Below are 26,261 nucleotides of genomic sequence, written 5' to 3' on the forward strand. Positions count from 1 at the left end.
GCCCTTCAGTGTAACGGATCACATCCGGGTACCGGACGTGACTGCTTATTTCCATTACAGCTGGGATTCGGGCCTAAGTCCACACATTCGGGCAGAGTGTTGGCAACTTCACCGGTTCCGGGTATACCTAGCCGCGCGGCTCCCACCCCTGCCAGGGGGACTCACCGAAGACTGCGAAAGAGGCAGCAATGCGACCGCCTCCGGCGTAGACCTCAACGGCGCAGCCGTCGGCAATCAAGCGTATCTCGCCATCCGGGCAATCGATGGGATTGCCACCATTAAAGGCGATGGTGCCGTCGCGTTGGGTGACGCGGAAGGCTTCGTCCCCGGCGGCGTCGATAAGAGCAAAGGAGCCTTCACCCTTGATATCGATGGTGGAGCCAAAGCCTTCGCGCCCGTGGGTCTCCGGCAGGGCGGACCACAGCGGCTTCTGGTGCAGGTAGTTATCCTCCAACCAAATGCGGCGCGGCAAGGTCAAGGTATGTACCCAGCCGTGCGTCGGGGTGTCATCTTGTGCGGGCATGCCCATCCATCCCAGTAGGATGCCGTCCTCGGTGGCCTGGGGTGCATAGAACTGGGTGCCATGGTCCAAGAGGGTAAAGCCGCGCTCGATATGGAAGTCTAAGCCATCCAGCGTGCCCACGATATAGCCGCAGCGATCCGTTTCTGCCTGTGGGCAGAAGATAAGCACCTGCTTATCACCCAAGGTGAGGAGGTTGGGACACTCCCACATGTAGCCCCCAGGCAGTTGCGAAGGATCGTCGAAGGAAATCTCGCCCTGGAATTCCCACTGCGCTAGGTCTTCGGAGCGGTAGATCACGATGGTGCCGCGTTCGTCTTCGGTTTGGGCGCCAATAACCATCCGCCAGCCATCACCATCGCGGGTGATCTGTGGATCGCGGAAGTGCCCCGTATAGCCCTCCGGGGAGTCCGGAATCAGGGGATTATTCTCATCGCGGAGGTAGATGCCACCCTCCGGGCCCGAAGGATCGATGGCCCGCACGCGATTCTGGGACGGAGTGCGACGGCCATCCTCTTTCAAATTGCCCGTATAAAACAGCCAGACGTCGGTGCCATCGACCACCGCCCCGCCCGAGTAGCAGCCATTCTTGTCATAGGGCAGGTCCGGGTACAAGGCATCGGGGTGGTGCTGCCACGGCGTGGGAGCCGATACGCTCGCCGTCGCATGCCCCCAGCCAGTACGCTTGGGCTTGCGGGGAAAGGCCGGGTCGTGCTGGTAGTACACGTGCAGGGTATCGCCATCTACAAAGACGCCATTGGGATCATTGAGCCGGCCCTGCGGCGGGGCGAGGTGAAAATTGGGACGGTAGTTCATAATCACCGATACTATGAAAATATGACTATTCATGTGTGCGGTGAAGGCCTCGTGGACCTCGTTCCGGTGGCCCCTGGCAGCTTGAACGACCACACGCCGGCGCTGGGCGGCGGGCCATTTAACGTGGCCATCGCGGCGGCGCGACTGGGCGCCGATGTGGAATTCCAATCCCGCATTTCCACCGATGGTTTTGGACAAGAACTTGTCGGCCGCCTTGAGGCCGAGGGCGTGACCACCACTCACCTGCAGCGCGGCGATGAGCCCACTACGTTGGCGGTGACCACCATCCATGAGGACGGCTCGGCCTCTTATAGCTTCTATATCGAGGGCACGGCCGACCGCTTGGTCGAACCACGTTTAGTGCCGGCCGATATCGCGTGCTTCGGCACGGTCTCCCTCGCCCTTGAACCTGGTGCCTCCCGCTATGCGCAACTGCTAAAGGATTTTGCCGCCCAAGGCACGTTGGTCGCCTTGGATCCGAATATCCGGCCGTTCTACGCCACCCCAGAGCACCGCGCGTTCCTGGCGAACCTACTCCCCCACGTCACCTTGCTTAAACTTTCTGACGAAGAGGTAGATTTCCTCGGCCCCGATCTCATCTCCCAGGTTCCCGTCGTAATTGTCACCCGCGGCGGGGAGGGGCTTAGCGTGCAGGCCGGTGAGACCAAGCTAAACGTGCCGGCCGCACAGGTTCCTGTGACCGATACCATCGGCGCCGGTGATACCATCATGGCCGCATTGCTGACCCAAATTGACGAGCGGGGGCTCGACTCCTCCGCGCTCGCCCAACTGGGCGCTGCAGAGTGGAAGGAACTGCTTTCCTTCGCCGCGGCCGCTGCAGGAATCACCGTCTCCCGGAAGGGCGCCAACCCACCGCGGCGCGAGGAAGTAGAGTCTTCGCTATGACCTATACCAAGCGCACCCTGTGGCTGCACGCCGCGCTCTTTCTCCTCGCGTTTCTCGCCTTCATCCTGCCCGTAGTCTTTGGTAGCGCCGCCCTACTCCCCGTCTGGTTGACCGGCGGGCTGAGTCTGGGGCTTGCAGCTTGCGCGCTTGTCGACGCCGCCTATAAGTTCTTCGCCCCCTCCTCCCCACGCAGCCTCCGCCTGCTCTCCGGTCTCGCCGGGCTCGTACTCCTTATTGGCTGGGGAATCTGGGTCTATATCTACGGCAATATGGCCGCCGTAGGCACAGGCTCCTATCGAATCGGCACCTTTTTGCTCGGCGCGGGAAGCGTGCTCAATCTTTTTGTAGTGGCAATTTCCTTTCTAGATGTACAACGAAAGGTCAAGTAAAGCCTCTGGCACACAGCCACCATTGTCAGGTCTTCACTAATGCGCCGCTACGACGCGGCGGGGAACGATAATGGGGGCATCGCCAAGCGGATCCTCCCAGGCCTCAGCCTCGATGCCATAGGCCTGCGCCAATACCTTCGGCGACAGCGCTTGTTTCGGTGCCCCACGAGCGATGATATCGCCGGATTTCATCACCACCATGGAATCAGAATAGTGGCCCGCCAGCATGAGATCGTGTAGGACTACAACCACTGTCTTTCCCGCCTGCGCCTGTGCACGGGCCAACTCCAGCATGCGCATGGCATGGGCAGGGTCGAGGAAGGTCGTGGGTTCATCGAGAAGCAGCACGGGCGTATCTTGTGCCAGGGCCAACGCCAGCCAAACGCGCTGGCGCTGCCCGCCCGATAGCGAAGCGATATCACGATCGAGGAAGTCCACAATGTCGGTAGCCTCGCAGGCCTGCGCAATGATCTCCCGGTCCGTAGCGGAAAGGCCGCGCATCCTTCCTTGATGGGGATGACGCCCGCGCGCGACCAACTCACCCACCCGCAGCCCATCGGGGGCCACGGGGTGCTGTGGCAGTAGCGCCACCTGCTGCGCGGCATCCTTCGCGGACATGGCGTGTAGGTCAGCTTCCCCGACCATGACGCTGCCCTGCCGCGGAGCAAGGATTTTCGAGAGAGTTTTCAGCAGCGTGGACTTGCCGCAGCCATTCGGCCCAATGAGCGTGGTAACTTCGCCGGCGCGGGCGTGCAGATCAACGCCGGCAAGGATATCCCCGCCATCCTTATATCCCGCATAAATGCCGGTGGCGTGGAGGCTGCACCGAGGCTTCGGGCTCGTGGTCTGTTTTGGCTGATTAGGCCGATTATCCTTCATTTCTTTTCCTTCATCCACGTCTGACTGTCGAGCACCATCTGGCGCCGTGCTTATCCGTTCCCCTGCTGTGCCGCGGCACAACGTTTAGCTGCGCCCGGCCGCATTCCACACCAATATCACCAAGGCGCAGCCACCAATGACCGAGGAAACCGCACCCACCGGTGCATTTACCGGGATAGCGCCAGCGATCACAGCACACACGGTCAGCAATGCGGCACCCGCGGCTGCCGATGCCAGCGGCGATGGCGTGGGGGTGCGCGCCACCATCCGCGCCAGGTGCGGCGCCAACAGCGCGATAAACCCAATGGGCCCCACCACCGAGACCACCACGGCGCTGATACCGGTTGCCGCAATAAGCAGGAGGGCGCGCTGGCGGGCGATGTTCACGCCCAGGGTGGTTGCGGAGGAATCATCATGGGCAAGCAGCGGCAGCTCCCGCGCGAACCAGATGCCGATGGCGAGAAACGGCGCTAATGCCACCAGGAGGGGGAGGATGACCTCCATGTGCACAAATCCAGTCGATCCCGCGAGCCAAGTCTGCGCCTCCGCAGCGCGCAGGATCTGGGCGCTGCGCATTAAATACGCGACGAGGGCGTTAAACATCAGCGATAACGCAATACCGATGATGACGATGCGGTTGCTCGTACCGATGCCACCCAGAACAGCGAGGAGGATGACAACGAGGAGGGCGCCGATCATCGCCAAGCATGCCCGCCACCAAAACTCCGGGATACCCTCGGCGAAACTGGGGCGCGAATGCACGGTGCCCAAGACCACGAGCACCGACGCCCCGCCGGTAACGCCTAAAATATCCGGGGAGGCCAGCGGGTTACGAGCCATGGTTTGCGTCCAAGAACCGGCCAAGCCGAGGGCGGCACCCACTATAACGGTGGCGATGGCAACCGGCAGGCGCAAGTCCCACACCACCCTGATGTGGTTCTTGCTGCCGCCTCCGGTGAGGACATCGATAACCTGCCGCGGACTCAATGCCATGGGACCTTGCCCCAGTAACACTAGGTACGCACTAAAGGCGATGAGGATGAATGCCAGCGTGGAAGCGAGCACGCGCACGTGCCGGCGGCGTTGTTGAGCTTTTAAAATAGTGCTGATTGCGGTCATGCTTTATTGCCCCCATGCTCTGCCTACGCCGCGGTGAGCACCCCAAATGAGGAAAGGTGCGCCCACTATCGCGAGGACGATCGACATCTCCAGCTCCGAGTTACCCGCAATGAGGCGGCCGGTGATATCGGCGGCAAGCACGGCACAACCGCCCAAGAGCGCAGAGGGCAAAAGCAAGGTGGCAACGCTAGGGCCCACCACCCGCCGCACGATGTGGGGAATGGCAAAACCGACGAAGGCAATAGGACCCGTTGCTGCCGTTGCGCTGCCAGCCAACACCACGACGCTGAGCGCCGCGCCCACCCGCGCGGTAGTGGGGGACCCACCCAAGGCGAGGGAGGACTCCTCCCCCATTGCCAGAAGGTCGAGGGGTCTAGCGACCATCGCCGCACACGCTACGCCAATAACTAGCCCTATGCCCGCGATCGCGACATCTTCTGGGCCGCGGCCAAAGGTCGAGCCGATAGTCCACCGCCGCATGCTATCGAGGACGTCCGTGGAATATAGACCGATAATCGTCGCGCCCGATCCCAAGGCTGCGGAGACGCCGGCACCCACCAGAATGAGCGTCAGGGGATCCTCAAACCGCCGCGATACGGCTAAGACCAGCAGCGTAGTAATACCCGCGCCAACGAGCGCGAGGGCGGTCCGCATACTGGTGGAGGTAGCAATGCCAATGGCCGTGCCTAAGGCAACGAAGAAGGACGCGCCTGCGGTAACGCCAATAAATCCTGGATCCGCTAGCGGGTTTCTGGTCCACGATTGCGCCAGCACACCTGCCACAGCAAGGGCCGCGCCGGCGAAATAAGCCAAGAAGGTGCGCGGCATGCGCAGGTTCCACACGATATCGCGGATATCCTGCTCCCCTGCCCCGTGCAGGGCAGCGATAACCTCCTCGGGCAGAATCGAGCGGGAGCCCACCGCCAAAGACACCACCGCCAACACCAGGCTGGCGAGGATGAAGGCGACAAGGAGCATCTTATGACTCTGTGCCTGCGCCACTACCGGTGCGGGGGTGCCGGTGGTCGTAGGACTATCTGCTGCGGAATCCGACTGGATTTGTTGGCCGTCCATCGTGGTTGCTGACAATTACAGTTTCTCTTCAAATTTATCTACTGCCCAGGGGATGGTCACCGGGTTGGGCATACTCATGGCATTGCCGGTATCGGTATCCAAGTAGCGCACGCGACCATCCTTGACAATGTCGAGGCCTTGGAAGGTCTTATCCTTCTTCAAGACATCGGAGGAGCCGTTGTAGTCCAGGACAAAGAGGTAATCAACCTGGTTAAGCTTCGCGTAGTTTTCTGGGGCAATGTCGACGAAGAAGCTGCCTCCATCGCCCTGCAATGCATCGGGGATCTCCATGCCAAGGTTCTCGATAAATTGTCCACGCCCATCCTCCTCGGTGTATAGGCCAATTTTGCCGTCATAAGGCATGACGATGGCCGCAGACTTATCCTGCAATTCCGCGTGCTCGTGGCGGAATTCCTCGAAGGCCTTTTCGGTGTCATCGATAAGCTTATCGCCTTCGTCTTTTTTACCCACCGCATCCGCGATGGTTTCTACCTGCTTTTCCCAGGGCACCTGCCAGTCTTCATAGCCGTTCGGCTTAACGGTGGTAGGCGCGATTTCTTCCAGGGCTCCCTTCGTTCGTGCATCCACCGCCTGGTTCACCGCAATGATCTGGGTGGGGTCAGCCGCGGTGACCTGCTCAAAGGTATCGGCGGTAAATCCGGTTGCGGTATTATAAATCACCTCAGGCTTTGCCTCGCCCAAAAGTTCCTCTGCCCAGGGGCCGACGCCAGAAGGGTCGCCATCGCCCTCAGCCCCCCACGGCGCCACCGTTACGGGAGTGATCCCCAAGGCAAGCAGCGTGTCGGCATCACCTAGACCCAGGCTAGCCACGCGCTGCTCGCTGGCAGCGTCGGTCGCCTGAGCTGTTTCATCGCCCTCACCACGCGAGCAACCGCCTAAAGCTAAGGCTCCGGCGGAAAGCATTGCTACTGCGCCCATGGTGCGACGGCCGAAAATCTTCATGAGGTTAAGCCTTTCAATAAAGGAGGAAAATAGCCTTGCTTACCCTACAACGCATAGGCTCGATTAGGCAAGGCTAAACTAAAATAGTAATTTTTTAGACACATGAACCCTTCTCTACAATCGGCCCCAATGTCTGCTCACGAACTCATCCCCGTTACTTTGACCGCCAATAGACGGATCCGTCCGCGCTTGCACCGGCTCACGTTCTACGCCGAGGCTTTCCGGACATACACCCTCTCCGGTCCCGATGAATTCTTTGGACTCGTCATGCCCCGAGCTAAACAAGAATTTACCCCCTTCCCTGTCGACGGCATAAACCTCCGCTCGGCTGTGAGCGCGATCGACGAGGAGAGGCGGCCGGACCTGCGCTGGTACACCATCCGCGCGCTCCACTCGGAGGAGGCCACAGTCGATGTCGACGTGGTGACACATGGTGATTCAGGACCTGGCTCGCGGTGGATTCGCCGCGCACAAGCCGGCGATACGGCAGGATTCTTTACCTGCAACGAACTCTGGCGGCCAACCGAGAAGCCACAACTTCTAGTCGCCGACGCATCCGCCCTGCCCGCGCTGCGTCACATTTTGGCCTACCAAGAAGACCATAACCCGGAAATGCTTCGGGCCACCGACGTTATGGCCGTGGTTACCAGCAACGACGAGGTAGAACCAGGCCTCGCAGCTAGATGGGAGGCGAGCGTACGCAGCCTGCGTATTATTCATACCCAACCGCACGAGGAGGCGGAGGCTGTCGTTGCCGCCCTGAGAGCGGACTATGCTGGTGCGCCGAGGCCAGGGTACGTATGGGCTTCCGGCGAGGGGAGGCTAGCAAAAAGCGTGCGAGGCCTCGCGGTGAATGAATGGGGCCTAGATACCGCCGACGTCACATGGGTACCCTACTGGTTTTATGGCAGGGCCCGGCCGTAAAGAAGTCCTAAAAAGGCGAAGGCCCCCGCCCCGAACCCTAAGATTCGGAGCAGGGGCTGCGCTGGCTAGTTTTTACTTAGCCTTCTCGATGATCTCAACGAGACGGAAGTGCTTGTCCTTGGACAGTGGGCGGGTCTCAGCGATGCGTACGAGATCGCCGATGCCTGCGGTTTCTTCCTCATCATGCACCTTAACCTTCTTGTTAGAGCGCATGATCTTGCCGTACAGGGCGTGCTGCTTGCGGTCTTCCAGCTCGACAACGATGGTCTTGGTCATCTTGTCGGATACTACATAGCCGGTGCGAACCTTAGGAGCGCCCTTGACCTTCTCCTTCTTCGGAGTAGGTGCCTTCTTGGAATCAGTCACGTTAGCCTCACTCATGATTAAGCCTCAGCTCCCGGAGCAACGGACAGGCCCAGCTCGCGCTCGCGCAGAACGGTGTAGATGCGGGCAATGTCGCGCTTAACCGTGCCGATGCGGCGGTTGTTGGTCAGCTGGCCAGTGGCCTTCTGGAAGCGGAGGTTGAACAGCTCTTCCTTCGCATCCTTCAGGCGGGACTGCAGCTCAGCGTTGTCGAGCTCACGGAACTCGTGGGCGGGGGTACCGGTTGCCATTAGAACTGGTCCTCCTTCTTGATGATGCGGACCTTGCAAGGAAGCTTCTGGCCTGCACGGCGCAGAGCCTCAATAGCAACGGCCTCGGTTGGGTAGCTCATCTCGAAAAGTACGCGGCCTGGCTTAACGTTAGCCACCCACTTCTCGACCGGGCCCTTACCGGAACCCATACGAACGCCGAGCGGCTTCTGGGTCAACGGACGGTCCGGGAAGATGTTGATCCACACCTTGCCACCACGCTTGACGTGGCGGTTGATGGCAATACGTGCGGCCTCAATCTGACGGTTGGTGATGTACGCCGGCTCGAGAGCCTGGATTGCGTAATCGCCGAAGTTGATGCGGTTACCGCCCTTGGACACGCCGCGACGGTTCGGGCGGTGCTGACGGCGGTACTTAACACGCTTAGGAATCAGCATGGATTAGCCCTCCTGCTTCTGCTGTGCACGCTGGCGGCGCTGGCCACCGCGGCGGGAGCGACCATTGCGGTCACGGCCACGGCCCTGTGCCGGAGCGTTCAGTTCGGACTCGCGTACGCCACCGACGACGTCACCCTTGTAGATCCACACCTTAATGCCGATGCGGCCAAAGGTGGTGTGGGCCTCTGCGGTGCCGTAGTCGATTTCGGCGCGAAGAGTGTGCAGCGGAACGCGACCCTCGTGGTAGCGCTCAACGCGGGACATTTCTGCACCGCCCAGGCGGCCGGACAGCAGAATCTTGATGCCCTTAACCTGTGGCTGGCGCATAGCGGACTGGATAGCCTTGCGCATTGCACGACGGAATGCGACACGGTTAACCAGCTGCTCCGCGATGGAGTGAGCAACCAGGGTTGCGTTTGCGTCTACCTGCTTGACCTCGAGGATGTTGAGGGCAACCATCTTGCCGGTGAGCTTTTCCAGCTCGCGGCGGATGCGGTCAGCCTCAGCACCGCGGCGGCCAATCACGATGCCCGGACGGGCGGTGTGAATGTCCACGCGGACGCGGTCGCGGGTGCGCTCGATGACGACGTCGGCAATGCCGGCGCGCTCAAGGCCCTTGTTGAGGTAGTTACGGATCTTGATGTCTTCGGCTACGTAGTTCGCGTAGTCCTTATCGGCGAACCAGTGGGTCTTCCAGTCGGAAGTGATGCCCAAACGTAGGCCGTGAGGATGGATCTTCTGGCCCATTACTTGGCCCCTTCCTGCTGGCTTTCGACCACCACGGTGATGTGGCTGGTGCGCTTACGAATCATGAATGCACGACCCTGTGCACGCGGCTGGAAACGACGCATGGTCGGACCCTCGTTGGCATAAGCCTCGGAGATGACCAGGGTGCGTGGGTCGAGGCCGAAGTTGTTCTCAGCGTTAGCGGCTGCAGAAGCAACGACCTTAGCAACTGGCTTGGAGGCACCCTGCGGTGCGTACTTCAGGATAGCCAGGGCTTCGCTTACGGACTTGCCGCGGACCAGATCGAGCACGCGACGTGCCTTCATCGGGGTGACGCGGACGTAGCGGGCCGTGGCGGATGCGGAGGTGATGGTCTCACTCATCGCTTATCGACGTCCCTTCTTGTCATCCTTGACGTGACCCTTAAAGGTCTTGGTTGGTGCAAACTCGCCCAGCTTGTGGCCGACCATGGAATCCTCGATGAAAACCGGCACGTGCTTGCGGCCGTCATGGACGGCGAAGGTGTGACCGATGAAATCGGGGAGAATGGTCGAGCGGCGAGACCAGGTCTTGATGACCTGCTTGGTGCCTGCATCGTTCTGAGCATCCACCTTGTTGAGGAGGTGCTCATCGACGAACGGGCCCTTCTTAAGGCTGCGTGGCATTGTTTACCTCCTCTTAGCGCTTCTTGTTCGGGCGACGACGGCGCACGATCATGTTGTTGGAGTAACGGTTCGGGTTGCGGGTGCGACCCTCCTTGTGGCCCCATGGGGACACAGGGTGGCGACCACCCGAGGTCTTACCCTCACCACCACCGTGTGGGTGGTCAACCGGGTTCATAACGACACCGCGGACGGTCGGGCGTACGCCCTTCCAGCGCATACGGCCGGCCTTGCCCCAGCGGATGTTCATCTGCTCGGCGTTGCCAACCTCACCAACGGTGGCGCGGCAGCGGATGTCCACACGGCGGATTTCGGAAGACGGCATACGCAGAACTGCGTACTTGCCTTCCTTACCCAGCAGCTGAATGGAAGCACCAGCGGAGCGAGCCAGCTTAGCGCCGGCGCCCGGCTTGAGCTCAACAGCGTGGATGATGGAACCGGTCGGGATGTTACGCAGCGGCAGGTTGTTGCCAACCTTGATATCTGCGTTCGGGCCGGACTCGACGATGGTGCCCTGCTTCAGGCCCTTCGGGGCGATGATGTAGCGCTTCTCGCCATCAACGTAGTGAAGCAGTGCAATGTTTGCGGTGCGGTTCGGGTCGTACTCGATGTGAGCGACCTTTGCCGGGATGCCGTCCTTGTCATTACGACGGAAGTCGATGAGACGGTAACGGCGCTTGTGGCCACCGCCGATGTGGCGGGTGGTGATGCGGCCGTAGTTGTTACGGCCACCAGTCTTGCTCAGCGGGCGCAGCAGGGACTTCTCCGGAGTAGAACGAGTGATCTCGTCAAACTCAGAAACGGAGGATGCGCGGCGACCCGGAGTTGTCGGCTTGTACTTGCGAATAGCCATAATTCTTCCTTACTTCGTCTCCGTCTTAGGCCTGTGCGCCAAAGACGTCGATGGAGTCGCTGCCTTCACGGAGCGTCACGTATGCACGCTTGGTGGACTTACGCTGGCCGTAACCGGTGCGGGTGCGCTTACGCTTACCTGCACGGTTCACGGTGTTCACGGAGTCGACCTTTACGTCAAAGATCTGCTCTACGGCATCTTTAATCTGGGACTTGTTGGAGTCCGTGGAGACGTAGAACGTGTAGACGTTCTGCTCCATCAGACCGTAGGACTTCTCGGATACAACCGGGGCGATGATGATATCGCGTGGGTTAGAAATCTTAGCCATTAGTTCTCCTCCTTATCCGCGCCGGTTGCGCGGTTGATGAAGGTGTGTAGCGCCTCAACGGAGAACACAACGTCATCGGAGTAGAGAACGTCGTAGGTGTTGAGCTGGCCAGCGTCCAGGATCTGAACGTTAGGCAGGTTATTAGCGCTACGACGAGCATTGATGTCCTCGCGGCCGATGACCAGCAGCACGTTCTTGCGCTCGGTCAGGGACTCGAGGAAGGCCTTGGCCGACTTGGTGGACGGCTTCTGGCCCGGTACGAGCTCTTCGATGACGTGGATGCGCTCGTTGCGAGCACGGTCGGACAGTGCACCGAAGAGAGCAGCCTTGATCATCTTCTTAGGGGTGCGCTGTGCGTAGTCGCGTGGCTGTGGGCCATGGACGGTGCCGCCACCGGTGTAGTGCGGTGCGCGGATGGAGCCCTGGCGTGCACGGCCGGTGCCCTTCTGACGGAAAGGCTTGCGACCACCACCGCGGACGTCGCCGCGGGTCTTGGTTGCGTGGGTGCCCTGGCGTGCAGCAGCAAGCTGAGCGTTAACAACCTGGTGCATCAAAGCAATGGATGCCTCGGTGTCAAAGATTTCAGCTGGCAGGTCTACAGAGCCGTTGGTCTTACCCTCGGAAGTGTGGACGTCTAGCTTGAGGTTGCTCATGCGTGTGCACCGCCCTTCACTGCGGTCTTAACGGTGACGAGGCCGCCGCGCGCACCCGGGATAGCACCCTTGATGAGCAGCAGGTTGGACTCGGCATCGATTTTCTGAATCTTCAGGTTTTGGGTGGTCACGCGGTCCTGGCCCATACGGCCAGCCATGCGCTTACCCTTGAAGACGCGCCCCGGGGTAGCAGCGCCGCCGATGCCGCCAACGCGGCGGTGAGCGGCCTGGTTACCGTGAGCTGCGCCCTGGCCTGCGAAGCCGTGGCGCTTCATGCCACCAGCGTAACCGTGGCCCTTGGTCTTGCCGGTGACGTCAACGAAGGAGATGCCCTCGAAGATGTCAACCTTGACCTCTTGGCCAACCTCGTAGGCAGAGGTGTCGTCCATGCGGATTTCCGCAACGTGACGGCGCGGGGTTACGCCAGCCTTCTTGAAGTGTCCACCAACCGGCTTGTTTGCCTTGCGTGGGTCAATTTCGCCAAAGGCGATCTGGATGGCGCTGTAGCCATCGGTTTCGGGGGTGCGAATCTGGGTGACAACGCATGGCCCTGCCTCGACGACGGTAACCGGCACAACGCGGTTGTCCTCATCGAAGACCTGGGTCATGCCGAGCTTCTTGCCCAGAATGCCCTTGATCTCGTTTTCACTCATTATTTGTTCTCCACCAAAGTCGCTTACTGGATGTTCACGTCGACGCTTGCCGGAAGATCGATGCGCATAAGAGCGTCAACGGTCTTCGGAGTTGGGTCGAGAATGTCGATCAGGCGCTTGTGAGTGCGCATCTCGAAGTGCTCGCGAGAGTCCTTGTACTTGTGCGGAGAACGAATAACTGCGTATACGTTCTTCTCGGTTGGGAGCGGCACTGGGCCAACTACACGAGCACCGGTACGGGTAACGGTCTCGACGATCTTCTTTGCAGAAGCGTCGATAGCCTCGTGGTCATAGGCCTTCAGCCGAATGCGGATTTTTTGTCCCGCCACGCTTATCCTCTTCCTCGCTTCCCCACTTTCACATTCCCGGCGTTTCCGGGGCGTGAAGCGGTGGGAAATTGCTTCTCGATTTCTCTATAACGTTGTCCGGGCTTGGGGCCTGACACAACGCCAGTGGTCTGACTGCCATGACGACCAAGAGTTGCGGTACATGGCAAGTGCCAGAACGCAGTGCTCTCGACGGGGTACAAGACCCGTAGTCAAAGTATTGTGAAGAGGACGGTTTTCACGCATTACACGTGGTGAGTGTCCAATTCGTCTACTGCCGCTGTTTATTTGCCATGCCCCTTCTCCGGTCCATCTTCTCGGGGTGTCACTGCTCTAACGCGGACCTAGCCCGATTGGATGACCTTCCAGTCAATGCTTCAGGTTTTCCTGAAGCATGGCGACAACGAAGGTGTCATGTTCGCTTTACCAGCTCAGCGTCTCCCCGAGACTCATGCTTGGCGACGTCCGCCGCCATCACCGAACCTCGGTTCTCGCTGCCCTGTTAAAGCAACCTTTGTATTTAAGCATGTTGGGCTGCGGTTTTTCAAGCCGCGTATTAAACCGTGCCAAAAATCACGTTTTGGAAAATTTTGTTGCCTCGCACCCCACACTCGGCTGAGAAGTATCTAAGCTCGGAGGTAATGGCTGTGGACTCTTTGTCCTGCCTAGATAGTTGAATATCGCGTTCATGCATCACCCAATAGAGAAAGGCTCACTCGCCCATGTCTGAAAACAAGACCCCTGCACAAAACTCTGACAACCAGGTTCCTGCTTCCGAGGAGCGCGAGGTCAATAACAACCTGGAAACCCAGTACGGCACCACCACCATCGATGATGTCGTGGTGTCCAAGATTGCCGGCATCGCTGCCCGCGAGGTTTCCGGCGTGGATTCCCTGGGTGGCGGCGGCGCTCGCATGATCGGCAATATCCGCGAGTCCTTCGGTGCTTCTGAAGACGTCCGCCAGGGCGTGGACGTAGAGGTAGCAGACGGGAGCGCTCGCATCGAGGTTGCCATCACCGCTGAGTACGGCGTGGCCATCCACGAGCTCGCCGAGGCCATCCGCCGCAACATCATGAATGCCGTTGAGCGCATGACCGGCCTGAGCGTCGAGCGCGTCAACGTTGTTGTTCACGACGTTAAGCTGCCGAAGGAAGAGGCCGAGCCTGAGGATCAGGCGGCTTTGAACCAGGGTCAGGCTTAAGCCCAATGCCTGAGCCCCGAGCACGTTTCGAGCTCGAGGTAAGCCACGCCCGCGCTATTGCGGAGGCAGTCCAGAAGGTGCGCGGCGTCGCCGCGCTCGACGGCGGTTCGTTCGGTTCGGTCAGTTTGTACCTACCGGGCGAGCGCATCGTCGGCATGCGCCGGCCCGACCCACGCGATGATCGCCACCTGCAGATCAATATTCGCGTTGATATCAGCGCCGCGCCGGACCTTTATGCCTTGGCAGAAGATATTCGGTCCGCCGCCCGTGGGGCTTGTCCCGAACTGCAGCGCATTGACGTTGAGTTTTCTGACGCCGTAGATGGCTTATCCGCTGCTCCATCGAAGGAATAGATATGAAGAATTACACCACTTTGGGCATCATTTCCGGCCTTATTCTTGCCTTCTTTTTGTACCTAGGCTGGGGTCCTACTTTGCTCGCGGTACTTCTTGCCGCAATCGGCGGCATTGTGGGTGCACACTTTGATGGCCGTATTGATCTCACTTCTGTGTGGAATGGCCTCATTGGTAAGGAGAAAGGCCAAGGTTAATGACAGATAGTTCCACTCAGGGCCACACGCGTATCTCGCTGCGGACCATGGAACACATCGTTACCGCCGCGATTGCTAGCGTGCCCGGCACCAAGGCTATAGAGGCCAAGCTAGCGGGCATCGGCGGCCGCGGTTTTCCACGGGTCTCGGTCCAAATGGACCCAGAGCGCGAGGTAGCAGCCGTCAACGCCACCATTGGCGTGGTGTGGCCTTCGCCGGTCACCACGGTGGCGGAACATACTCGTGCCGCCATCTCGGAAGCCATCGCGGCGCACACCGGTTATTCCACCACGCGCGTCAACGTCACCGTCGGCGGTTCCGTTCCGGGCAATCGAGTAACTGCCGCAGAGGTGGAACAGCGCCAAGTCGCTGCTGCCGTCGCGCCCCACATCACGCCCTCGCCGGTATGGCAGCCGGTCACTGCGGAGTCGGTGAATGTACGCAGCATTGCCACACCGCAGGAGGCACCGGTGCGCACCATCGCTGCGCCGGCCGCCGGCGTCGCAGTGCAGTCCGTGAACACCCCGCGCGAGGCCGAGGTACGCAACATTTCTGCTGACCTCCCAGACCACGAGCTGCGTGAGATTTCGTCCCCAAGCGACCACTCGATGCGGCCGATTAGGGAACCCAAGCCGGTTCGCGTGCGCAGCGTGACTGCACCTCGCCCAGCCAGGTTGCTCCCTAGTGGGCAGGTTCGTCCGCTGGCACGGAAGGTTCAGGTAGCAGCCCCTCGGCCGCAGCCGCTGCGCGAGATCGAGATTCGCCACGAATGGACTCCGCACCGCGTCGAGGCCCCCAAGTCTGCCCCTGCGCGCACGGTAAAGGCCCCGCGGCCACAACCGCTCAAACGCATTGAGGTCACGCCGGCAAATCCTCGGCCGGTGCACGTCGATGCGCCGCGACCCGAGCCGTTGCGCGCCATTTCCATTAACCCGTACCGCCCACAAGGAGGCAATAATGGCTGATCAGCACATGCCTGAACACTTTGGGCAGCAGCCGAAGGCGTCTCCGGCGGCGCGTACTTGGGCCGTGATCCTTGGGCTCCTGCTGCTCGCCGCGGGCGTCGTCGGTGTGCGCGAGACGTGGCTGGTGGGGTCCGGTTCTGACGCGCAGTCCTGGGTACAGCCGGTGCTTAATCTCATTGCTACTGAAGAGCTGCAGACCTGGATGATCTGGGCCGGCGTCGCCTCCATCGTCGTAGGCCTAATTTTCCTCTTCGCGGCAGTGAAGACGCGCCGCACCACGCACATGCAACTTGCCTCCGATACCGCGTCCATGTGGATGCGACCGGTGGATATCGCCCGCCTCTCTTCGGCCACTGCTCGCCGTGTTCCGGGCGTGGCCTCGGCGCAGACCTCCGCGGATAGCAAGACTGCCAAGGTCACCGTCAACGGCGATACCGAGGATGCAGAGTTGCAGGGCCGGGTGGAGACCGCGGTAACACGCTGCCTGGCTCATCTCAAGAACCCGCCGCAGGTCACCGTAGCTGTAGAGAAGATTCCGGAGTTGGATAACAATGTCTAGAAAACTTGCTACCTTTGACCGCATCCTGCTGGGCCTGCTGGGAATAGTCCTCATCGCTTTGGGCGTGTGGCCCATCTTGATCCACTTCAACGTGGAATTTGCCAAGTACTTAGCCCTGTGGGTGGACCACGATACGTGGAAGAGCTTGGCGGACAATGACTGGTGGGTATGGGCGCTGGCCGGTGGCTCCGCACTGCTACTTATTTTGGGGCTGTGGATTGTGGTGGCCAACCTGCGCCACCGCCGCTTCAATAACGTGGAGTCCGCTTCTTCCAATAACAAGGGCTCTATCACGACGTCGATGAACGCTATCGCCGGCGCCGTGGCCCAAGATTTGGATGGAGTCAAGGGCGTGGACCATGTAGAGCGCCTCGTGGCCTATGACCGCGCGCGGCCCACGCTGCAGTACACGGTAACGGCAAATCCGGACACCCCGGTGGAGCGCCTTACTGGCGCCGTTGAAACCAATGAGCGCGATTTTCGCGCAGCGTTTCCCGACGCCGATTTGGACACCATTTATAAGCTGCAGTTCACCAAGGTAGGTCCGATGAAGGACCTATCCGAATAACGGATTAGGAGTCTCCGCCACCAAGATTTCCTGAACGGTCCCAAGGCGGGCCGACTCGCCGCCCCCGAGGATCATTTCCAGTTCCTCGCCGGGGCGGCATTTTTCTATGCGCTGCCAAGAGTAGTCCTGGCGAGTTACGCGGCGGTTTTCCTTAGCAAATAGGTGCAGCCCATGATCGAGCACACCGATGGCCGCTGCAAAGCGAAGGATGAACACGAAATCACCCAAATCCTGCCGCTTCAGGCCATTAAGGTCTGGGCACTCAGCGCTTAACCGCATAAGACTAGAGACCACGCCAAAGCGGTGTTCAAAGCCCTCGGTATCCCGAATGGTAAATGAGCGGCTAGGGCCCGTGGGACGAATGGACTCATAGGCCCACACCACAGGCTGGGTGTCGGGGCGGCGCACGATGATGTGGTTGGGGGTGGCGGTGATGCGGTAGGTGGGGGCGTCGGCAAGCACAAGCCATTCCCCCGCCGCGATGCGGCCGTCCTCCAGGGGCAGCAGGGGCGGATGAACGCGCGCTTGGCGCTCCAATTCCGCAACGAGTTCGTCGTCGGTGGCGCCCCAGCCGATGCCTTGATTGGCAAGCATGGCAAAGAAGGTGGGAAGGCTGAGGTTGGGCTGGCCCTCCCAGGCGCGGCGGAGGGACTCAAGAGTGGGATCGATGCGGGTGGGGTCATCCATATCCCTACAGACTATACCGGTCCAAGGCTACTGGGCCCATCGCAGCCCAGAGGAATCGAACAGAAGGCAGGAACACCAAATGGGGCGCACATTAGATATGGATCAAAAAATCCGCCCCACCAATGGTGAAGCGGATTCTTTTAAAGCTCTACTGAGCGGTTACGGGGTATCGATTACTCGATAACCTTGGTAACGCGGCCAGCGCCGACGGTGCGGGAGCCCTCGCGGATAGCGAAGCGCAGGCCCTCGTCCATAGCGACCGGCTGGATGAGCTCAACGGACATCTCAACGTTGTCGCCAGGCATAACCATCTCGGTACCCTCTGGCAGGTGAACAACACCGGTAACGTCAGTGGTACGGAAGTAGAACTGCGGACGGTAGTTGTTCATGAACGGGGTGTGGCGGCCGCCCTCTTCCTTCTTCAGGACGTAGACGGAACCCTCGAACTTGGAGTGCGGGGTGTAAGCGCCCGGCTTGATAACAACCTGGCCACGCTCGACGTCCTCACGCTTGGTACCACGCAGAAGCAGACCACAGTTGTCGCCAGCCTCGGTGTAGTCCATCATCTTGCGGAACATCTCGATACCGGTAACGGTGGTGGTCTGGGACTTCTCCTGGATACCGATGATCTCAACGTCCTCGTTGACTTCCAGACGGCCACGCTCAACACGGCCGGTAACAACGGTACCGCGGCCGGTAATGGTGAAGATGTCCTCGATAGGCATCAGGAACGGCTGGTCGGTAGCGCGCTCCGGATCCGGGATGGAGTTGTCGCAGGCTTCCATCAGGTCAACGACGGACTGTACCCACTTGTCATCGCCCTCGAGAGCCTTCAGAGCGGAGATGTGAACGATAGGAGCTTCCTCATCGTAGTCCTGCTCTGCGAGCAGCTCACGGATCTCCATCTCAACGAGCTCGATGATTTCCTCATCATCAACCATGTCGCACTTGTTCAGCGCAACGAGGATGTAAGGAACGCCAACCTGGCGAGCGAGCAGAACGTGCTCGCGGGTCTGCGGCATCGGGCCATCGGTTGCAGCGACAACCAGGATAGCGCCGTCCATCTGAGCAGCGCCGGTAATCATGTTCTTGATGTAGTCGGCGTGGCCCGGAGCGTCAACGTGTGCGTAGTGGCGCTTCGGGGTGGAGTACTCAACGTGGGAGATGTTGATGGTAATACCGCGCTCCTTCTCCTCAGGAGCCTTGTCGATCATGTCGAACGCGAATGCCTCGTTCTCCTCAGGGTACTGGTCAGCCAGAACCTTGGTGATCGCTGCGGTGGTGGTGGTCTTGCCGTGGTCGACGTGTCCGATGGTGCCGATGTTCACATGCGGCTTCGTACGCTCGAACTTCTCCTTTGCCACTGTATGTCCTCCTGGACTATATGGTGGCTACGACCTTCGCAGCCACGTGGTTGACAGTTGTCATTGGCACCCGACCCACAGTATGTGGGGCAAAGCGCTAATGACGCTTTCTTTACGTGCCAGTTACACGATCCTAGATTTATGTCGCGGTTTTTTCAAACCGCCGTTATAGGAGGTAACCCCGCGAAAAATCGCGGCCATTTCCCTCGACAAGAATCTTTTTAAAAGGATCCTGGGAGGGTAACGGCCGGCTCAATTCACAACTTAGAAGCCTAAGCTGCAAACTCAGCCCGCCGCTACCCTGGCCCAGTCGTCCCGCCCCGGGGCGGGTCTGGCATCTACTGGCGAAGAGTACCAGCCCGACTAAACCGCGGAGGAGACGGGGCTAGCGCTTAGTTGGCGCCGCCGGTGCGCTCCTCGATGATCTCCTGTGCCACGGAGGAAGGAACCTCTGCGTAGGAATCGAAGACCATGGTGAAGTTTGCGCGGCCTGCGGTGGAAGAACGCAGGTCACCGATGTAACCGAACATCTCGGACAGCGGCACCTTAGCCTTAACGACCTTCGCACCGGAGCGGTCTTCCATAGCGAAGACCTGGCCACGGCGGGAGGAGATGTCACCGTTAACGGTACCCATGTACTCCTCAGGGGTAACAACCTCAACGGCCATCATCGGCTCGAGCAGAACCGGCTTAGCCTTGGCCATTGCTTCCTTGAAGACCTGGGAGCCGGCCAGCTTGAAGGCCATCTCGGAGGAGTCGACGTCGTGGTAAGCGCCGTCTTCCAGGGTGGCCTTGATGTTGACCATCGGGAAGCCTGCCAGGTAGCCGTACTGCATAGCGTCCTGGATACCAGCGTCGACGGAAGGAATGTATTCCTTCGGAACGCGGCCACCGGTAACGGCATTCTCGAATGCGTAGGTTGCGGACTCGCCCTCTTCCAGGGTCTCTGGGTCCGGGTTGTACGGCTCGATGGTGCAGATAACCTTTGCGAACTGGCCGGAACCACCGGTCTGCTTCTTGTGGGTGTATTCCATGGACTCAACCTTCTTGCGGATGGTCTCACGGTATGCAACCTGCGGGTTACCGATGTTTGCTTCGACCTTGAACTCGCGCTTCATGCGGTCAACCAGAACGTCGAGGTGGAGCTCGCCCATGCCGCCGATAACGGTCTGGCCGGTCTCTTCATCCAGTTCAACGGTGAAGGTTGGGTCCTCAGCAGCAAGCTTCTGAATTGCGTTACCCAGCTTCTCCTGGTCGGCCTTGGTCTTCGGCTCGATGGAAACCTTGATAACCGGATCCGGGAAGTCCATGGACTCCAGGATGATCTGGTCATCCTTGTCACACAGGGTGTCACCGGTGGTGGTCTCCTTCAGGCCAACAACTGCGTAGATGTTGCCGGCGTCTGCCTGCTCAACAGGGTTCTCCTTGTTGGCGTGCATCTGGAAGAGTTTACCGATGCGCTCCTTCTTGCCCTTGGTGGAGTTCATAACCTCGGTACCCGGGGTGACCTGGCCGGAGTACACGCGGATGAAGTTCAGCTGGCCGAAGAACGGGTGAGCCGCAATCTTGAAGGACAGCGCGGAGAAGGAAGACTCCACGGAAGGCTTACGGGTGAGCTGGTTGTCCTCGTTGCCGACCTCGTGGCCGATAACCTCGCCAACGTCCAGCGGGTTAGGCAGGAAGTCAACAACAGCGTCCAGCAGCGGCTGCACGCCCTTGTTACGGTAAGCGGTACCGCAGTAAACCGGGTAAACCTCGGAGTTGATGGTCAGCTTACGGATGCCGGCCTTGAGCTCGTCAATGGTCAGCTCCTCGCCGCCGAAGTACTTCTCCATGAGCTCTTCGTCGGACTCAGCAACGGTCTCGACCAGCTTCTCGCGGTACTCTGCAGCCTTGTCCTTGAGGTCCTCAGGGATCTCCTCGTAGGTAGGCTCAGCACCGGTCTCAACCTTGCCGCGCCAGGTGATTGCCTGCATGTTCAGCAGGTCGACAACGCCGTCGAAGTCATCCTCAGCGCCGATAGGCAGCTGCATAACCAATGGCTTGGCGCCTAGGCGGTCAATGATGGTCTGCACGGTGAAGTAGAAGTCGGCGCCCAGCTTGTCCATCTTGTTGACGAAGCAGATACGCGGAACGTCGTACTTAGCAGCCTGACGCCACACCTGCTCGGACTGCGGCTCCACACCTTCCTTACCGTCGAAGACTGCGACGGCACCATCAAGGACACGCAGGGAACGCTCAACCTCAACGGTGAAGTCAACGTGACCCGGGGTGTCGATGATGTTGATCTGGTTGTTGTTCCAGAAGCAGGTCACGGCAGCGGAGGTAATGGTGATGCCGCGTTCCTTCTCCTGTGCCATCCAGTCAGTGGTGGAAGCACCATCGTGGGTCTCGCCCACCTTACGGTTGATACCGGTGTAGAAGAGAATACGCTCGGTGGTGGTCGTCTTACCAGCATCGATGTGGGCCATGATGCCGATGTTGCGAACCTTGTTCAGGTCCTTAAGCACTTCTTGTGCCACGTTTATACCCCAACTTAATAGTCGTCGACGCCGTGACCAGTTTTCTGGCTATGACGCCTGCATGGATAAGGTCATGTATCTTTTTGCCACTATTTGGCCGTCCTCGGAGCAGCCTGCCCCTAGACTTCCATCGCTTCAGTGTACTGGACACTCCACGAGGCCGCTGGACTGGGCAGGGATACCGCTCAGAGATCACACCCATTAGGGCAAAAAATGGCCCAAGCAAGAGATATGGAGTTTTGGGTTGCCGCGGCGGGAAAACTGCCGACAGCCAGCGCGAAACTTGTTTCTCGTTGCTTGGGCCATTGATGTGGGTGCTGAAATTACCAGCGGTAGTGGGCGAAGGCGCGGTTGGCCTCTGCCATCTTGTGAGTATCCTCACGACGCTTAACGGAAGCGCCGAGGCCGTTGGAGGCATCCAGGATCTCGTTTGCGAGACGCTCGATCATGGAGTTCTCGCGACGCTGGCGGGTGAAGGTCACCATCCAGCGCAGTGCCAGGGTGTTAGCGCGGTCAGGGCGAACCTCAACCGGCACCTGGTAGGTAGCGCCACCGACACGGCGGGAGCGAACCTCGAGGTCTGGGCGGATATTGCCCAGTGCCTTCTCCAGGGTGCCAACCGGATCGGTACCGGTCTTCTCGCGGCAAGCCTCGAGAGCGCCGTAGACGATGCGCTCTGCGGTGGACTTCTTGCCGTCCTGGAGGATCTTGTTGACGAGCATGGTTACCTGCTCGGAGTTGTATACCGGGTCCTTGACTACAGGACGCTTCGGAGCAGCATTCTTACGCATTGTTTATTACTGTCCCTTCTTTGCGCCGTAACGGGAACGTGCCTGCTTACGGTCCTTGACACCCTGGGTATCCAGAGCGCCGCGGATGATCTTGTAACGAACACCAGGAAGGTCCTTCACACGGCCGCCGCGAACGAGGACCATGGAGTGCTCCTGCAGGTTGTGGCCCTCACCCGGAATGTAGGCGGAAACCTCAATACCGGTGGTCAGGCGAACACGAGCAACCTTACGCAGTGCGGAGTTCGGCTTCTTAGGAGTGGTGGTGTACACGCGGGTGCACACGCCGCGACGCTGCGGGGAACCCTTCAGCGCAGCGGTGGAAACCTCTTTACGCTTATCGTGGCGGCCCTTGCGGACCAGCTGCTGAATAGTTGGCATTAAACAGTCTTTCTGTCGAATTGCACCACTACCAAGGAAAAGAACCAAACATGCAAAAATGGGCGCTCTTTCCCGGGGCGCTGCCGCATGTCCAGAACTCTTTCCAAGGTCGGTGCTTTGTAAAGGATCAGACTCTTCACCGCGCGCCTTAAGAATGGCACGCATAGTGAACTGACGTTTACAGTAGCAAACCGCCCGCGCTTTATACAAAACGCGATCGTCGCCTTCCTGCTGTTAGGACCATTCCCAGACCAGGTCCGCCTCAGCGGCCTTGGTGGCAAAGTAGTCCTTTTCCTGTTCTTCCCACGTTTCAAACCACGGCTCGTAGCCAGGCTCGCGGGCAATGGCGCGTTCGCGGCGTTGGTCCCGGGGGCCGTCGATAAGCACGCTTACTACCGCGCCCCTCTCCTTGGCCGCGGCAATATTGGCGGCAGTTACCGAACCCACGCCCTCCACGATGAGGTCATCGCGCACATCCAAGCTGGCCCAGTCCCCTGGGGCGCCTGCTTCCCAATCCCAGCGCCAGTAGCCGGGGTTCATGGTGCGCAATACCTGCTCGGCCACCATATCCGAGCCCTTGTCCAGGCCATGCCAGCCGGGATAAAACTCATCGAGGTGCACTACCCGCCAATTGGTGCGCTCGGCCAGTGCGGCGGAGGTCCAGGTTTTGCCGGCGCCAGAGGGGCCGTCAATAAGCACGGTCACTGGCTTGAAGGAACGCTTTCTGGCTGCGGCCAGCGTGACGATGTCCTCTAAAAGGCGCTCTTGTTGGCTATCAAAGTCCATGGTCGCTCAATCACTGCTTTCGCGGTCTATAGGCCGAAGAATCTCCAGGCCCCAGTGAGTACCGAAACTACCACCGGTACGAAAGCAAAGACAGTACCTAGGGCCATAATCCACCCATCACGGGCATGCAGACGCGACTCGCGCGCCCATGTCCTTGCCCCTCCTCCAGGCGGGGTGCGCCCAAATCCGCGCGCCTCCATTGCCGTGGCCAACTTGCCACCGCGGCGCAGCGCGATGACCAATAGACCAAAAGACATGGTAAGCAGATGCTTCAGCTTGCCGACGTCCGTCAGTCCCCTCGCCCTGCGCGCCATCCCCAGCGACTGCCAGTCGGACTGGAAGAGCGTCATCATACGCACGCCGGCGACCGCACCAACAACAAAGCGCGAGGGCAGCTTGAGGATCTGCGAAAGCGCATCACCCAACTCCGTCGGGTCAATATCGCGGGCTAAGACCACCATGGGCAAGGCCACAGCAAATACGCGCAGCGTAATGGCAATCGCTAGGGTAAGCGAATTCTCGGTGACCTGCACCAGCCACCAACTGAAGTACTCTTTGCCACCCGGCTCGCCGTATAACAGCATGGAAACGCCCGAAATCGGCGCGATGAGAAAAAGGAACCAACCGGCCTTAAATAGCCGCACCCACGACACTCCGCAGAGCGGGGCGAAGGTCAGCGTCAATGCCAGAGATACTGCGGCCGAGACCCAGTCAATGGAGGCCAATAGTGGGGTAACCCAGATAAACATCAAAAAGATGCGGCTAAGCGGGTTAGCCCCGCGCAAAAGATTAGGCACCGGGCACCTCCACTCGGCAATCGCCCAAGGCCTGGATAAAAAGCGGGTCATGGGTGATAGAGGCGATAGTGGTGCCGTCATCTGCCAATTGCCGCAGCAAGCGCACCAGCTCCACAAAAGTTTGGGGGTCTTGCCCAAAGGTAGGCTCATCCAACAGCAACACCGACGGCGCGGTCACCAAGGCAGTAGCCACAGACAGGCGTCGTTTCTCGCCGCCAGAGAGCGTGAACGGGTTAGCGTCTAAGAGATGCTGCAGCCGCAGTGATTCCACCAGCTGCGCGATCCTTTCCTCCGGCGGGTCCACGCGCATTACCTTGGGCGCAACGCGCAGCTCTTCGGCCACCGTACGGGCGACGAATTGGTGCTCCGGATTCTGGAAGACAAAGCCTATGCGGTCCGCCAGCTCGCGCGATTTCCAGCGCAGCGGTGGCCCTTTGACCCCGCGACGCACGAAATCGGCCACCCCAATCTCCCCCGATTCAGACGGCAGCAACCCGGCCATGGTCATCAACCAGGTAGACTTACCCGCACCATTCGGCCCGGTAATGACCGTGGAGGCTCCCGCCGGCAGCGCAATCGTGCGCGGCGGACCATAACGCGTGACGAGGTCGGTGCTCCACAGCGCGGCCTCTCGCTCCGCAAGCTCGGCCTCGCCAAGGCGTCGCGCCTGCGGCAGGCCAGAGACCTGGCGGCGCTTAGCCACCTCCGCGAAGGAAGTATCCGCTACGATGCGCCCGCGGTCCAGCTCCACCGCACGGTCGAGCACGCCGTCCCACGCCGCGTGCTGGTGCTCTACCACCACCAGCGTCGCGCCGGTTTCTTCCACCAGCCTAGAGACGGCGCGCACCACATCGCGCGCGCCGGCGGGGTCAAGATTGGCCGTGGGTTCATCGAGAAGTACCACGCCCGCCCCCATAGCGATGACGCCGGCGAGCGCCAAGCGCTGCTTCTGCCCACCGGAGAGCTGCTCGGTGGGAAAATCCAGATCCACGAATGGACCCACCAGTTCCTTAGCGGCGGCCACACGGCGCCAGATTTCCTCGCGCGGATACGCCAGGTTCTCGCAGCCGAAAGCAATGTCATCACCCACGCGCGCGGAGATCACTTGCGAATCCGGATCCTGAAGCACCAGCCCTACTGGGATGGTGCGTCCGGGCTCCTCCACCATGCCGGTGGAATCTTCTAAGAGAATTTCCCCAGTGCGGGTTCCTTCCTCATCGGAACCCAGCACTCCGGCCATCGCCGCAAGGAAGGTGGACTTACCCGATCCAGAGTCGCCGCATAAAAGCACGCGTTCTCCTGGCTCGATGATCAGGTCAATATCGGATAGCGCCGGTTCGCTGCGCCCGGCATGAGTCCAGCCGAATCCTTGGGCCGTTATCTTGGTGGCGTTTCCCGCCAATGATGCACAATCAGACACGGACACAACACGCCCTAAGCGCGCTGTTCACGGCCTGCGGCAAAGCGATCCAGGGCACCGGTTTTAGCCAGGGCTTTCACCACGAAGAAACCCAGCGCACCGGCCAAGATAGCGCCGGAGATGTTCAGAGTCACAAAGTAGATGAGCTTGAACTCGAAGGAACGGGCCAGGTTGCCGGAGGTAAACAGCTCCAGGATGAAGGCACCCCAGCCAGCTGCCATGCCGGCCAGAATGGATACTCCCAGGCCAAACTTGCGGTACAGGAAGATGGCCAGGATGATTTCCACGCCAATGCCCTGTGCCAAGCCCGAGTACAGGGTGCTAATGCCCCACTGGGATCCCAGCACCGCTGAAACAGTTGCCGCCAGGACCTCAACATAAATGGCCGCCCCCGGCTTGCGAATAATCAGGCCGCCCAGCACTCCACCGATAAGCCAAATGCCCGTAGCAATGCCTCCTAGGCCCGGGGTCACGGCGTCCATGGCCTCAAACCAGGCATAGCCCACTGCATTCCACCCCAAGAACACAAAGCCACAAGCCACGCCTAAAACGGACGCCACCACAATATCGACCACGCGCCAATTCAGGCTGCGCTTCGGGGCAGCAGACGCACGTGTATTGGTAGTCATAATTTCCTCCCTCTCGCCGGCATTATCCGGATCAGGTTCAACGGTTCGCCACAACTTCTGTGGCATCTCAGCCCGACACAGCTGCAAAACAGGGCAGCGCGCAAGCACCCGTGAAGTGTGCAATTTTCAATGACTTAGGCCGCACTCCTTTAAAGGTGTCTGGCCAAAAGCTGCATTCATACTAGCAAAGCAGTCTAGCGGTGCTCCCTAGACATCGAAACA

At 59.9% G+C, this 26,261-nt stretch carries 34 protein-coding genes and 1 riboswitch; of the genes, 9 read left to right on the plus strand and 25 right to left on the minus strand.

The window, feature by feature from the left end; all coding sequences use genetic code 11:
* Window positions 1-127: 127 nt before the first annotated feature.
* Window positions 128-1,336, minus strand: a complete 1,209-nt coding sequence (locus LG376_RS01505) for a glycoside hydrolase family 32 protein (RefSeq protein ID WP_225745972.1) — start codon at window positions 1,334-1,336, stop codon at window positions 128-130.
* 21 nt (window positions 1,337-1,357) lie between these two features.
* Between LG376_RS01505 and LG376_RS01510 the strand changes: the two genes are divergently transcribed.
* Together LG376_RS01510 and LG376_RS01515 are read left to right on the plus strand one after the other, a co-directional pair.
* Window positions 1,358-2,242, plus strand: a complete 885-nt coding sequence (locus tag LG376_RS01510; RefSeq protein WP_225745973.1) for a carbohydrate kinase — start codon at window positions 1,358-1,360, stop codon at window positions 2,240-2,242.
* Complete coding sequence (locus LG376_RS01515; RefSeq protein WP_225745974.1) at window positions 2,239-2,631, plus strand: multidrug transporter; 393 nt, start codon at window positions 2,239-2,241, stop codon at window positions 2,629-2,631. The genes LG376_RS01510 and LG376_RS01515 overlap by 4 nt, the downstream gene beginning before the upstream one ends.
* A 36-nt stretch (window positions 2,632-2,667) precedes the next feature.
* Here the strand turns inward: LG376_RS01515 and LG376_RS01520 are convergent, their stop codons facing one another.
* From LG376_RS01520 to LG376_RS01535, 4 genes are all read right to left on the minus strand, one after another.
* A complete protein-coding gene (locus tag LG376_RS01520; RefSeq protein WP_225745975.1) occupies window positions 2,668-3,510 on the minus strand; it encodes an ABC transporter ATP-binding protein in 843 nt (280 codons plus the stop codon).
* 84 nt (window positions 3,511-3,594) lie between these two features.
* On the minus strand, window positions 3,595-4,629 hold the full coding sequence (locus tag LG376_RS01525; RefSeq protein ID WP_225745976.1) for an iron chelate uptake ABC transporter family permease subunit: 1,035 nt from the start codon (window positions 4,627-4,629) through the stop codon (window positions 3,595-3,597).
* A 3-nt stretch (window positions 4,630-4,632) separates the two neighbouring features.
* Window positions 4,633-5,718, minus strand: coding sequence for an iron ABC transporter permease (locus LG376_RS01530; RefSeq protein WP_225745977.1), 1,086 nt, complete (start codon window positions 5,716-5,718; stop codon window positions 4,633-4,635).
* Window positions 5,719-6,666 carry an ABC transporter substrate-binding protein gene (locus tag LG376_RS01535; protein WP_225745978.1) on the minus strand — a complete coding sequence of 316 codons (948 nt, stop codon included), beginning with the start codon at window positions 6,664-6,666 and terminating at the stop codon, window positions 5,719-5,721.
* Between the two features lie 129 nt (window positions 6,667-6,795).
* Here LG376_RS01535 and LG376_RS01540 point away from each other — a divergent pair, with 129 nt between their 5' ends.
* On the plus strand, window positions 6,796-7,590 hold the full coding sequence (locus LG376_RS01540; RefSeq protein WP_225745979.1) for a siderophore-interacting protein: 795 nt from the start codon (window positions 6,796-6,798) through the stop codon (window positions 7,588-7,590).
* 72 nt (window positions 7,591-7,662) lie between these two features.
* Here the strand turns inward: LG376_RS01540 and rpsQ are convergent, their stop codons facing one another.
* Genes rpsQ through rpsJ form a run of 11 tightly spaced genes read right to left on the minus strand, consistent with a single transcriptional unit; the run spans window position 7,663 to window position 12,824 of the window.
* Window positions 7,663-7,971: a 30S ribosomal protein S17 gene (gene rpsQ / locus LG376_RS01545; RefSeq protein WP_049378865.1), complete on the minus strand. Its 309-nt coding sequence runs from the start codon at window positions 7,969-7,971 to the stop codon at window positions 7,663-7,665.
* A 2-nt stretch (window positions 7,972-7,973) separates the two neighbouring features.
* Window positions 7,974-8,204: a 50S ribosomal protein L29 gene (gene rpmC / locus LG376_RS01550; RefSeq protein WP_005322842.1), complete on the minus strand. Its 231-nt coding sequence runs from the start codon at window positions 8,202-8,204 to the stop codon at window positions 7,974-7,976.
* Entirely contained in the window at window positions 8,204-8,620 is a 417-nt protein-coding gene (gene rplP, locus LG376_RS01555; RefSeq protein ID WP_005322843.1) for a 50S ribosomal protein L16, read from the minus strand. Before rplP ends, rpmC begins: the two co-directional genes overlap by 1 nt.
* A 3-nt stretch (window positions 8,621-8,623) precedes the next feature.
* A complete protein-coding gene (rpsC, locus tag LG376_RS01560) occupies window positions 8,624-9,367 on the minus strand; it encodes a 30S ribosomal protein S3 (RefSeq protein WP_023027807.1) in 744 nt (247 codons plus the stop codon).
* The gene (gene rplV / locus LG376_RS01565) at window positions 9,367-9,729 is read right to left on the minus strand and encodes a 50S ribosomal protein L22 (RefSeq protein WP_005276938.1); all 363 of its coding nucleotides are present in this window, start codon (window positions 9,727-9,729) and stop codon (window positions 9,367-9,369) included. Before rplV ends, rpsC begins: the two co-directional genes overlap by 1 nt.
* Window positions 9,730-9,732: 3 nt before the next feature.
* A complete protein-coding gene (gene rpsS / locus LG376_RS01570; RefSeq protein WP_005276936.1) occupies window positions 9,733-10,011 on the minus strand; it encodes a 30S ribosomal protein S19 in 279 nt (92 codons plus the stop codon).
* A 13-nt stretch (window positions 10,012-10,024) separates the two neighbouring features.
* Complete coding sequence (gene rplB, locus LG376_RS01575; RefSeq protein ID WP_204610252.1) at window positions 10,025-10,861, minus strand: 50S ribosomal protein L2; 837 nt, start codon at window positions 10,859-10,861, stop codon at window positions 10,025-10,027.
* Between the two features lie 25 nt (window positions 10,862-10,886).
* Entirely contained in the window at window positions 10,887-11,189 is a 303-nt protein-coding gene (rplW, locus tag LG376_RS01580; protein WP_005322846.1) for a 50S ribosomal protein L23, read from the minus strand.
* Entirely contained in the window at window positions 11,189-11,842 is a 654-nt protein-coding gene (gene rplD / locus LG376_RS01585; RefSeq protein WP_005322847.1) for a 50S ribosomal protein L4, read from the minus strand. The genes rplW and rplD overlap by 1 nt, the downstream gene beginning before the upstream one ends.
* Window positions 11,839-12,495, minus strand: coding sequence for a 50S ribosomal protein L3 (gene rplC, locus LG376_RS01590; protein ID WP_049378864.1), 657 nt, complete (start codon window positions 12,493-12,495; stop codon window positions 11,839-11,841). Before rplC ends, rplD begins: the two co-directional genes overlap by 4 nt.
* 23 nt (window positions 12,496-12,518) lie before the next feature.
* Window positions 12,519-12,824: a 30S ribosomal protein S10 gene (gene rpsJ / locus LG376_RS01595; protein WP_003848085.1), complete on the minus strand. Its 306-nt coding sequence runs from the start codon at window positions 12,822-12,824 to the stop codon at window positions 12,519-12,521.
* A 719-nt stretch (window positions 12,825-13,543) separates the two neighbouring features.
* Between rpsJ and LG376_RS01600 the strand changes: the two genes are divergently transcribed.
* Genes LG376_RS01600 through amaP form a run of 6 tightly spaced genes read left to right on the plus strand, consistent with a single transcriptional unit; the run spans window position 13,544 to window position 16,665 of the window.
* A complete protein-coding gene (locus tag LG376_RS01600) occupies window positions 13,544-14,023 on the plus strand; it encodes an Asp23/Gls24 family envelope stress response protein (protein ID WP_225745980.1) in 480 nt (159 codons plus the stop codon).
* A gap of 5 nt (window positions 14,024-14,028) precedes the next feature.
* A complete protein-coding gene (locus LG376_RS01605) occupies window positions 14,029-14,376 on the plus strand; it encodes a hypothetical protein (protein ID WP_049378862.1) in 348 nt (115 codons plus the stop codon).
* Window positions 14,377-14,378: 2 nt separating this feature from the next.
* Window positions 14,379-14,573, plus strand: coding sequence for a hypothetical protein (locus tag LG376_RS01610; protein ID WP_005322852.1), 195 nt, complete (start codon window positions 14,379-14,381; stop codon window positions 14,571-14,573).
* On the plus strand, window positions 14,573-15,538 hold the full coding sequence (locus tag LG376_RS01615) for a lysophospholipase (protein WP_225745981.1): 966 nt from the start codon (window positions 14,573-14,575) through the stop codon (window positions 15,536-15,538). The genes LG376_RS01610 and LG376_RS01615 overlap by 1 nt, the downstream gene beginning before the upstream one ends.
* Entirely contained in the window at window positions 15,531-16,097 is a 567-nt protein-coding gene (locus tag LG376_RS01620) for a DUF6286 domain-containing protein (protein ID WP_225745982.1), read from the plus strand. Before LG376_RS01615 ends, LG376_RS01620 begins: the two co-directional genes overlap by 8 nt.
* On the plus strand, window positions 16,090-16,665 hold the full coding sequence (gene amaP, locus LG376_RS01625; protein WP_225745983.1) for an alkaline shock response membrane anchor protein AmaP: 576 nt from the start codon (window positions 16,090-16,092) through the stop codon (window positions 16,663-16,665). The genes LG376_RS01620 and amaP overlap by 8 nt, the downstream gene beginning before the upstream one ends.
* Here the strand turns inward: amaP and LG376_RS01630 are convergent.
* The 9 genes from LG376_RS01630 to LG376_RS01670 form a co-directional block, all read right to left on the minus strand.
* Window positions 16,654-17,352, minus strand: a complete 699-nt coding sequence (locus LG376_RS01630; protein WP_225745984.1) for a hypothetical protein — start codon at window positions 17,350-17,352, stop codon at window positions 16,654-16,656. The genes amaP and LG376_RS01630 overlap by 12 nt on opposite strands.
* A gap of 173 nt (window positions 17,353-17,525) precedes the next feature.
* Window positions 17,526-18,716: an elongation factor Tu gene (tuf, locus tag LG376_RS01635; protein ID WP_049378858.1), complete on the minus strand. Its 1,191-nt coding sequence runs from the start codon at window positions 18,714-18,716 to the stop codon at window positions 17,526-17,528.
* A gap of 392 nt (window positions 18,717-19,108) precedes the next feature.
* Window positions 19,109-21,238, minus strand: a complete 2,130-nt coding sequence (gene fusA, locus LG376_RS01640; protein WP_049378857.1) for an elongation factor G — start codon at window positions 21,236-21,238, stop codon at window positions 19,109-19,111.
* Window positions 21,239-21,561: 323 nt separating this feature from the next.
* Entirely contained in the window at window positions 21,562-22,029 is a 468-nt protein-coding gene (rpsG, locus tag LG376_RS01645; protein WP_005322865.1) for a 30S ribosomal protein S7, read from the minus strand.
* 6 nt (window positions 22,030-22,035) lie between these two features.
* Window positions 22,036-22,407 (minus strand): 30S ribosomal protein S12, encoded by a 372-nt coding sequence (rpsL, locus tag LG376_RS01650; RefSeq protein ID WP_005322866.1) that lies wholly within the window; start codon window positions 22,405-22,407, stop codon window positions 22,036-22,038.
* A 234-nt stretch (window positions 22,408-22,641) separates the two neighbouring features.
* Window positions 22,642-23,193, minus strand: coding sequence for a hypothetical protein (locus LG376_RS01655; RefSeq protein WP_225745985.1), 552 nt, complete (start codon window positions 23,191-23,193; stop codon window positions 22,642-22,644).
* A 26-nt stretch (window positions 23,194-23,219) separates the two neighbouring features.
* Window positions 23,220-23,990, minus strand: a complete 771-nt coding sequence (locus tag LG376_RS01660) for an energy-coupling factor transporter transmembrane protein EcfT (protein ID WP_225745986.1) — start codon at window positions 23,988-23,990, stop codon at window positions 23,220-23,222.
* The gene (locus tag LG376_RS01665) at window positions 23,983-25,410 is read right to left on the minus strand and encodes an ABC transporter ATP-binding protein (RefSeq protein ID WP_225745987.1); all 1,428 of its coding nucleotides are present in this window, start codon (window positions 25,408-25,410) and stop codon (window positions 23,983-23,985) included. Before LG376_RS01665 ends, LG376_RS01660 begins: the two co-directional genes overlap by 8 nt.
* Before the next feature lie 14 nt (window positions 25,411-25,424).
* Complete coding sequence (locus LG376_RS01670) at window positions 25,425-26,039, minus strand: ECF transporter S component (RefSeq protein WP_049378854.1); 615 nt, start codon at window positions 26,037-26,039, stop codon at window positions 25,425-25,427.
* A riboswitch (TPP riboswitch) is annotated at window positions 26,029-26,161 on the minus strand. (Overlaps the previous gene by 11 nt.)
* Between the last annotated feature and the right edge of the window lie 100 nt (window positions 26,162-26,261).

The sequence above is a fragment of the Corynebacterium sp. Marseille-P4611 genome, assembly GCF_916618765.1.
GTDB classification, from domain to species: Bacteria; Actinomycetota; Actinomycetes; order Mycobacteriales; family Mycobacteriaceae; genus Corynebacterium; species Corynebacterium marquesiae.

What these genes read in the sequence shown, in the direction of transcription:
- LG376_RS01605 (WP_049378862.1), top strand. Translation starts at nt 14,029, where the DNA reads ATGCCTGAGCCCCGAGCACGTTTCGAGCTCGAGGTAAGCCACGCCCGC.
- LG376_RS01525 (WP_225745976.1), bottom strand. Translation starts at nt 4,629, where the DNA reads ATGACCGCAATCAGCACTATTTTAAAAGCTCAACAACGCCGCCGGCAC.
- amaP (WP_225745983.1), top strand. Translation starts at nt 16,090, where the DNA reads ATGTCTAGAAAACTTGCTACCTTTGACCGCATCCTGCTGGGCCTGCTG.
- LG376_RS01535 (WP_225745978.1), bottom strand. Translation starts at nt 6,666, where the DNA reads ATGAAGATTTTCGGCCGTCGCACCATGGGCGCAGTAGCAATGCTTTCC.
- LG376_RS01540 (WP_225745979.1), top strand. Translation starts at nt 6,796, where the DNA reads ATGTCTGCTCACGAACTCATCCCCGTTACTTTGACCGCCAATAGACGG.
- rplV (WP_005276938.1), bottom strand. Translation starts at nt 9,729, where the DNA reads ATGAGTGAGACCATCACCTCCGCATCCGCCACGGCCCGCTACGTCCGC.
- rpsS (WP_005276936.1), bottom strand. Translation starts at nt 10,011, where the DNA reads ATGCCACGCAGCCTTAAGAAGGGCCCGTTCGTCGATGAGCACCTCCTC.
- LG376_RS01520 (WP_225745975.1), bottom strand. Translation starts at nt 3,510, where the DNA reads ATGAAGGATAATCGGCCTAATCAGCCAAAACAGACCACGAGCCCGAAG.
- LG376_RS01620 (WP_225745982.1), top strand. Translation starts at nt 15,531, where the DNA reads ATGGCTGATCAGCACATGCCTGAACACTTTGGGCAGCAGCCGAAGGCG.
- LG376_RS01600 (WP_225745980.1), top strand. Translation starts at nt 13,544, where the DNA reads ATGTCTGAAAACAAGACCCCTGCACAAAACTCTGACAACCAGGTTCCT.
- LG376_RS01505 (WP_225745972.1), bottom strand. Translation starts at nt 1,336, where the DNA reads ATGAACTACCGTCCCAATTTTCACCTCGCCCCGCCGCAGGGCCGGCTC.
- rplB (WP_204610252.1), bottom strand. Translation starts at nt 10,861, where the DNA reads ATGGCTATTCGCAAGTACAAGCCGACAACTCCGGGTCGCCGCGCATCC.
- rpmC (WP_005322842.1), bottom strand. Translation starts at nt 8,204, where the DNA reads ATGGCAACCGGTACCCCCGCCCACGAGTTCCGTGAGCTCGACAACGCT.
- LG376_RS01655 (WP_225745985.1), bottom strand. Translation starts at nt 23,193, where the DNA reads ATGGACTTTGATAGCCAACAAGAGCGCCTTTTAGAGGACATCGTCACG.
- rpsG (WP_005322865.1), bottom strand. Translation starts at nt 22,029, where the DNA reads ATGCGTAAGAATGCTGCTCCGAAGCGTCCTGTAGTCAAGGACCCGGTA.
- LG376_RS01610 (WP_005322852.1), top strand. Translation starts at nt 14,379, where the DNA reads ATGAAGAATTACACCACTTTGGGCATCATTTCCGGCCTTATTCTTGCC.
- LG376_RS01510 (WP_225745973.1), top strand. Translation starts at nt 1,358, where the DNA reads ATGACTATTCATGTGTGCGGTGAAGGCCTCGTGGACCTCGTTCCGGTG.
- rplD (WP_005322847.1), bottom strand. Translation starts at nt 11,842, where the DNA reads ATGAGCAACCTCAAGCTAGACGTCCACACTTCCGAGGGTAAGACCAAC.
- rpsQ (WP_049378865.1), bottom strand. Translation starts at nt 7,971, where the DNA reads ATGAGTGAGGCTAACGTGACTGATTCCAAGAAGGCACCTACTCCGAAG.
- rpsC (WP_023027807.1), bottom strand. Translation starts at nt 9,367, where the DNA reads ATGGGCCAGAAGATCCATCCTCACGGCCTACGTTTGGGCATCACTTCC.
- LG376_RS01670 (WP_049378854.1), bottom strand. Translation starts at nt 26,039, where the DNA reads ATGACTACCAATACACGTGCGTCTGCTGCCCCGAAGCGCAGCCTGAAT.
- rpsL (WP_005322866.1), bottom strand. Translation starts at nt 22,407, where the DNA reads ATGCCAACTATTCAGCAGCTGGTCCGCAAGGGCCGCCACGATAAGCGT.
- rplP (WP_005322843.1), bottom strand. Translation starts at nt 8,620, where the DNA reads ATGCTGATTCCTAAGCGTGTTAAGTACCGCCGTCAGCACCGCCCGAAC.
- LG376_RS01515 (WP_225745974.1), top strand. Translation starts at nt 2,239, where the DNA reads ATGACCTATACCAAGCGCACCCTGTGGCTGCACGCCGCGCTCTTTCTC.
- LG376_RS01615 (WP_225745981.1), top strand. Translation starts at nt 14,573, where the DNA reads ATGACAGATAGTTCCACTCAGGGCCACACGCGTATCTCGCTGCGGACC.
- rplW (WP_005322846.1), bottom strand. Translation starts at nt 11,189, where the DNA reads ATGGCTAAGATTTCTAACCCACGCGATATCATCATCGCCCCGGTTGTA.
- LG376_RS01630 (WP_225745984.1), bottom strand. Translation starts at nt 17,352, where the DNA reads ATGGATGACCCCACCCGCATCGATCCCACTCTTGAGTCCCTCCGCCGC.
- rplC (WP_049378864.1), bottom strand. Translation starts at nt 12,495, where the DNA reads ATGAGTGAAAACGAGATCAAGGGCATTCTGGGCAAGAAGCTCGGCATG.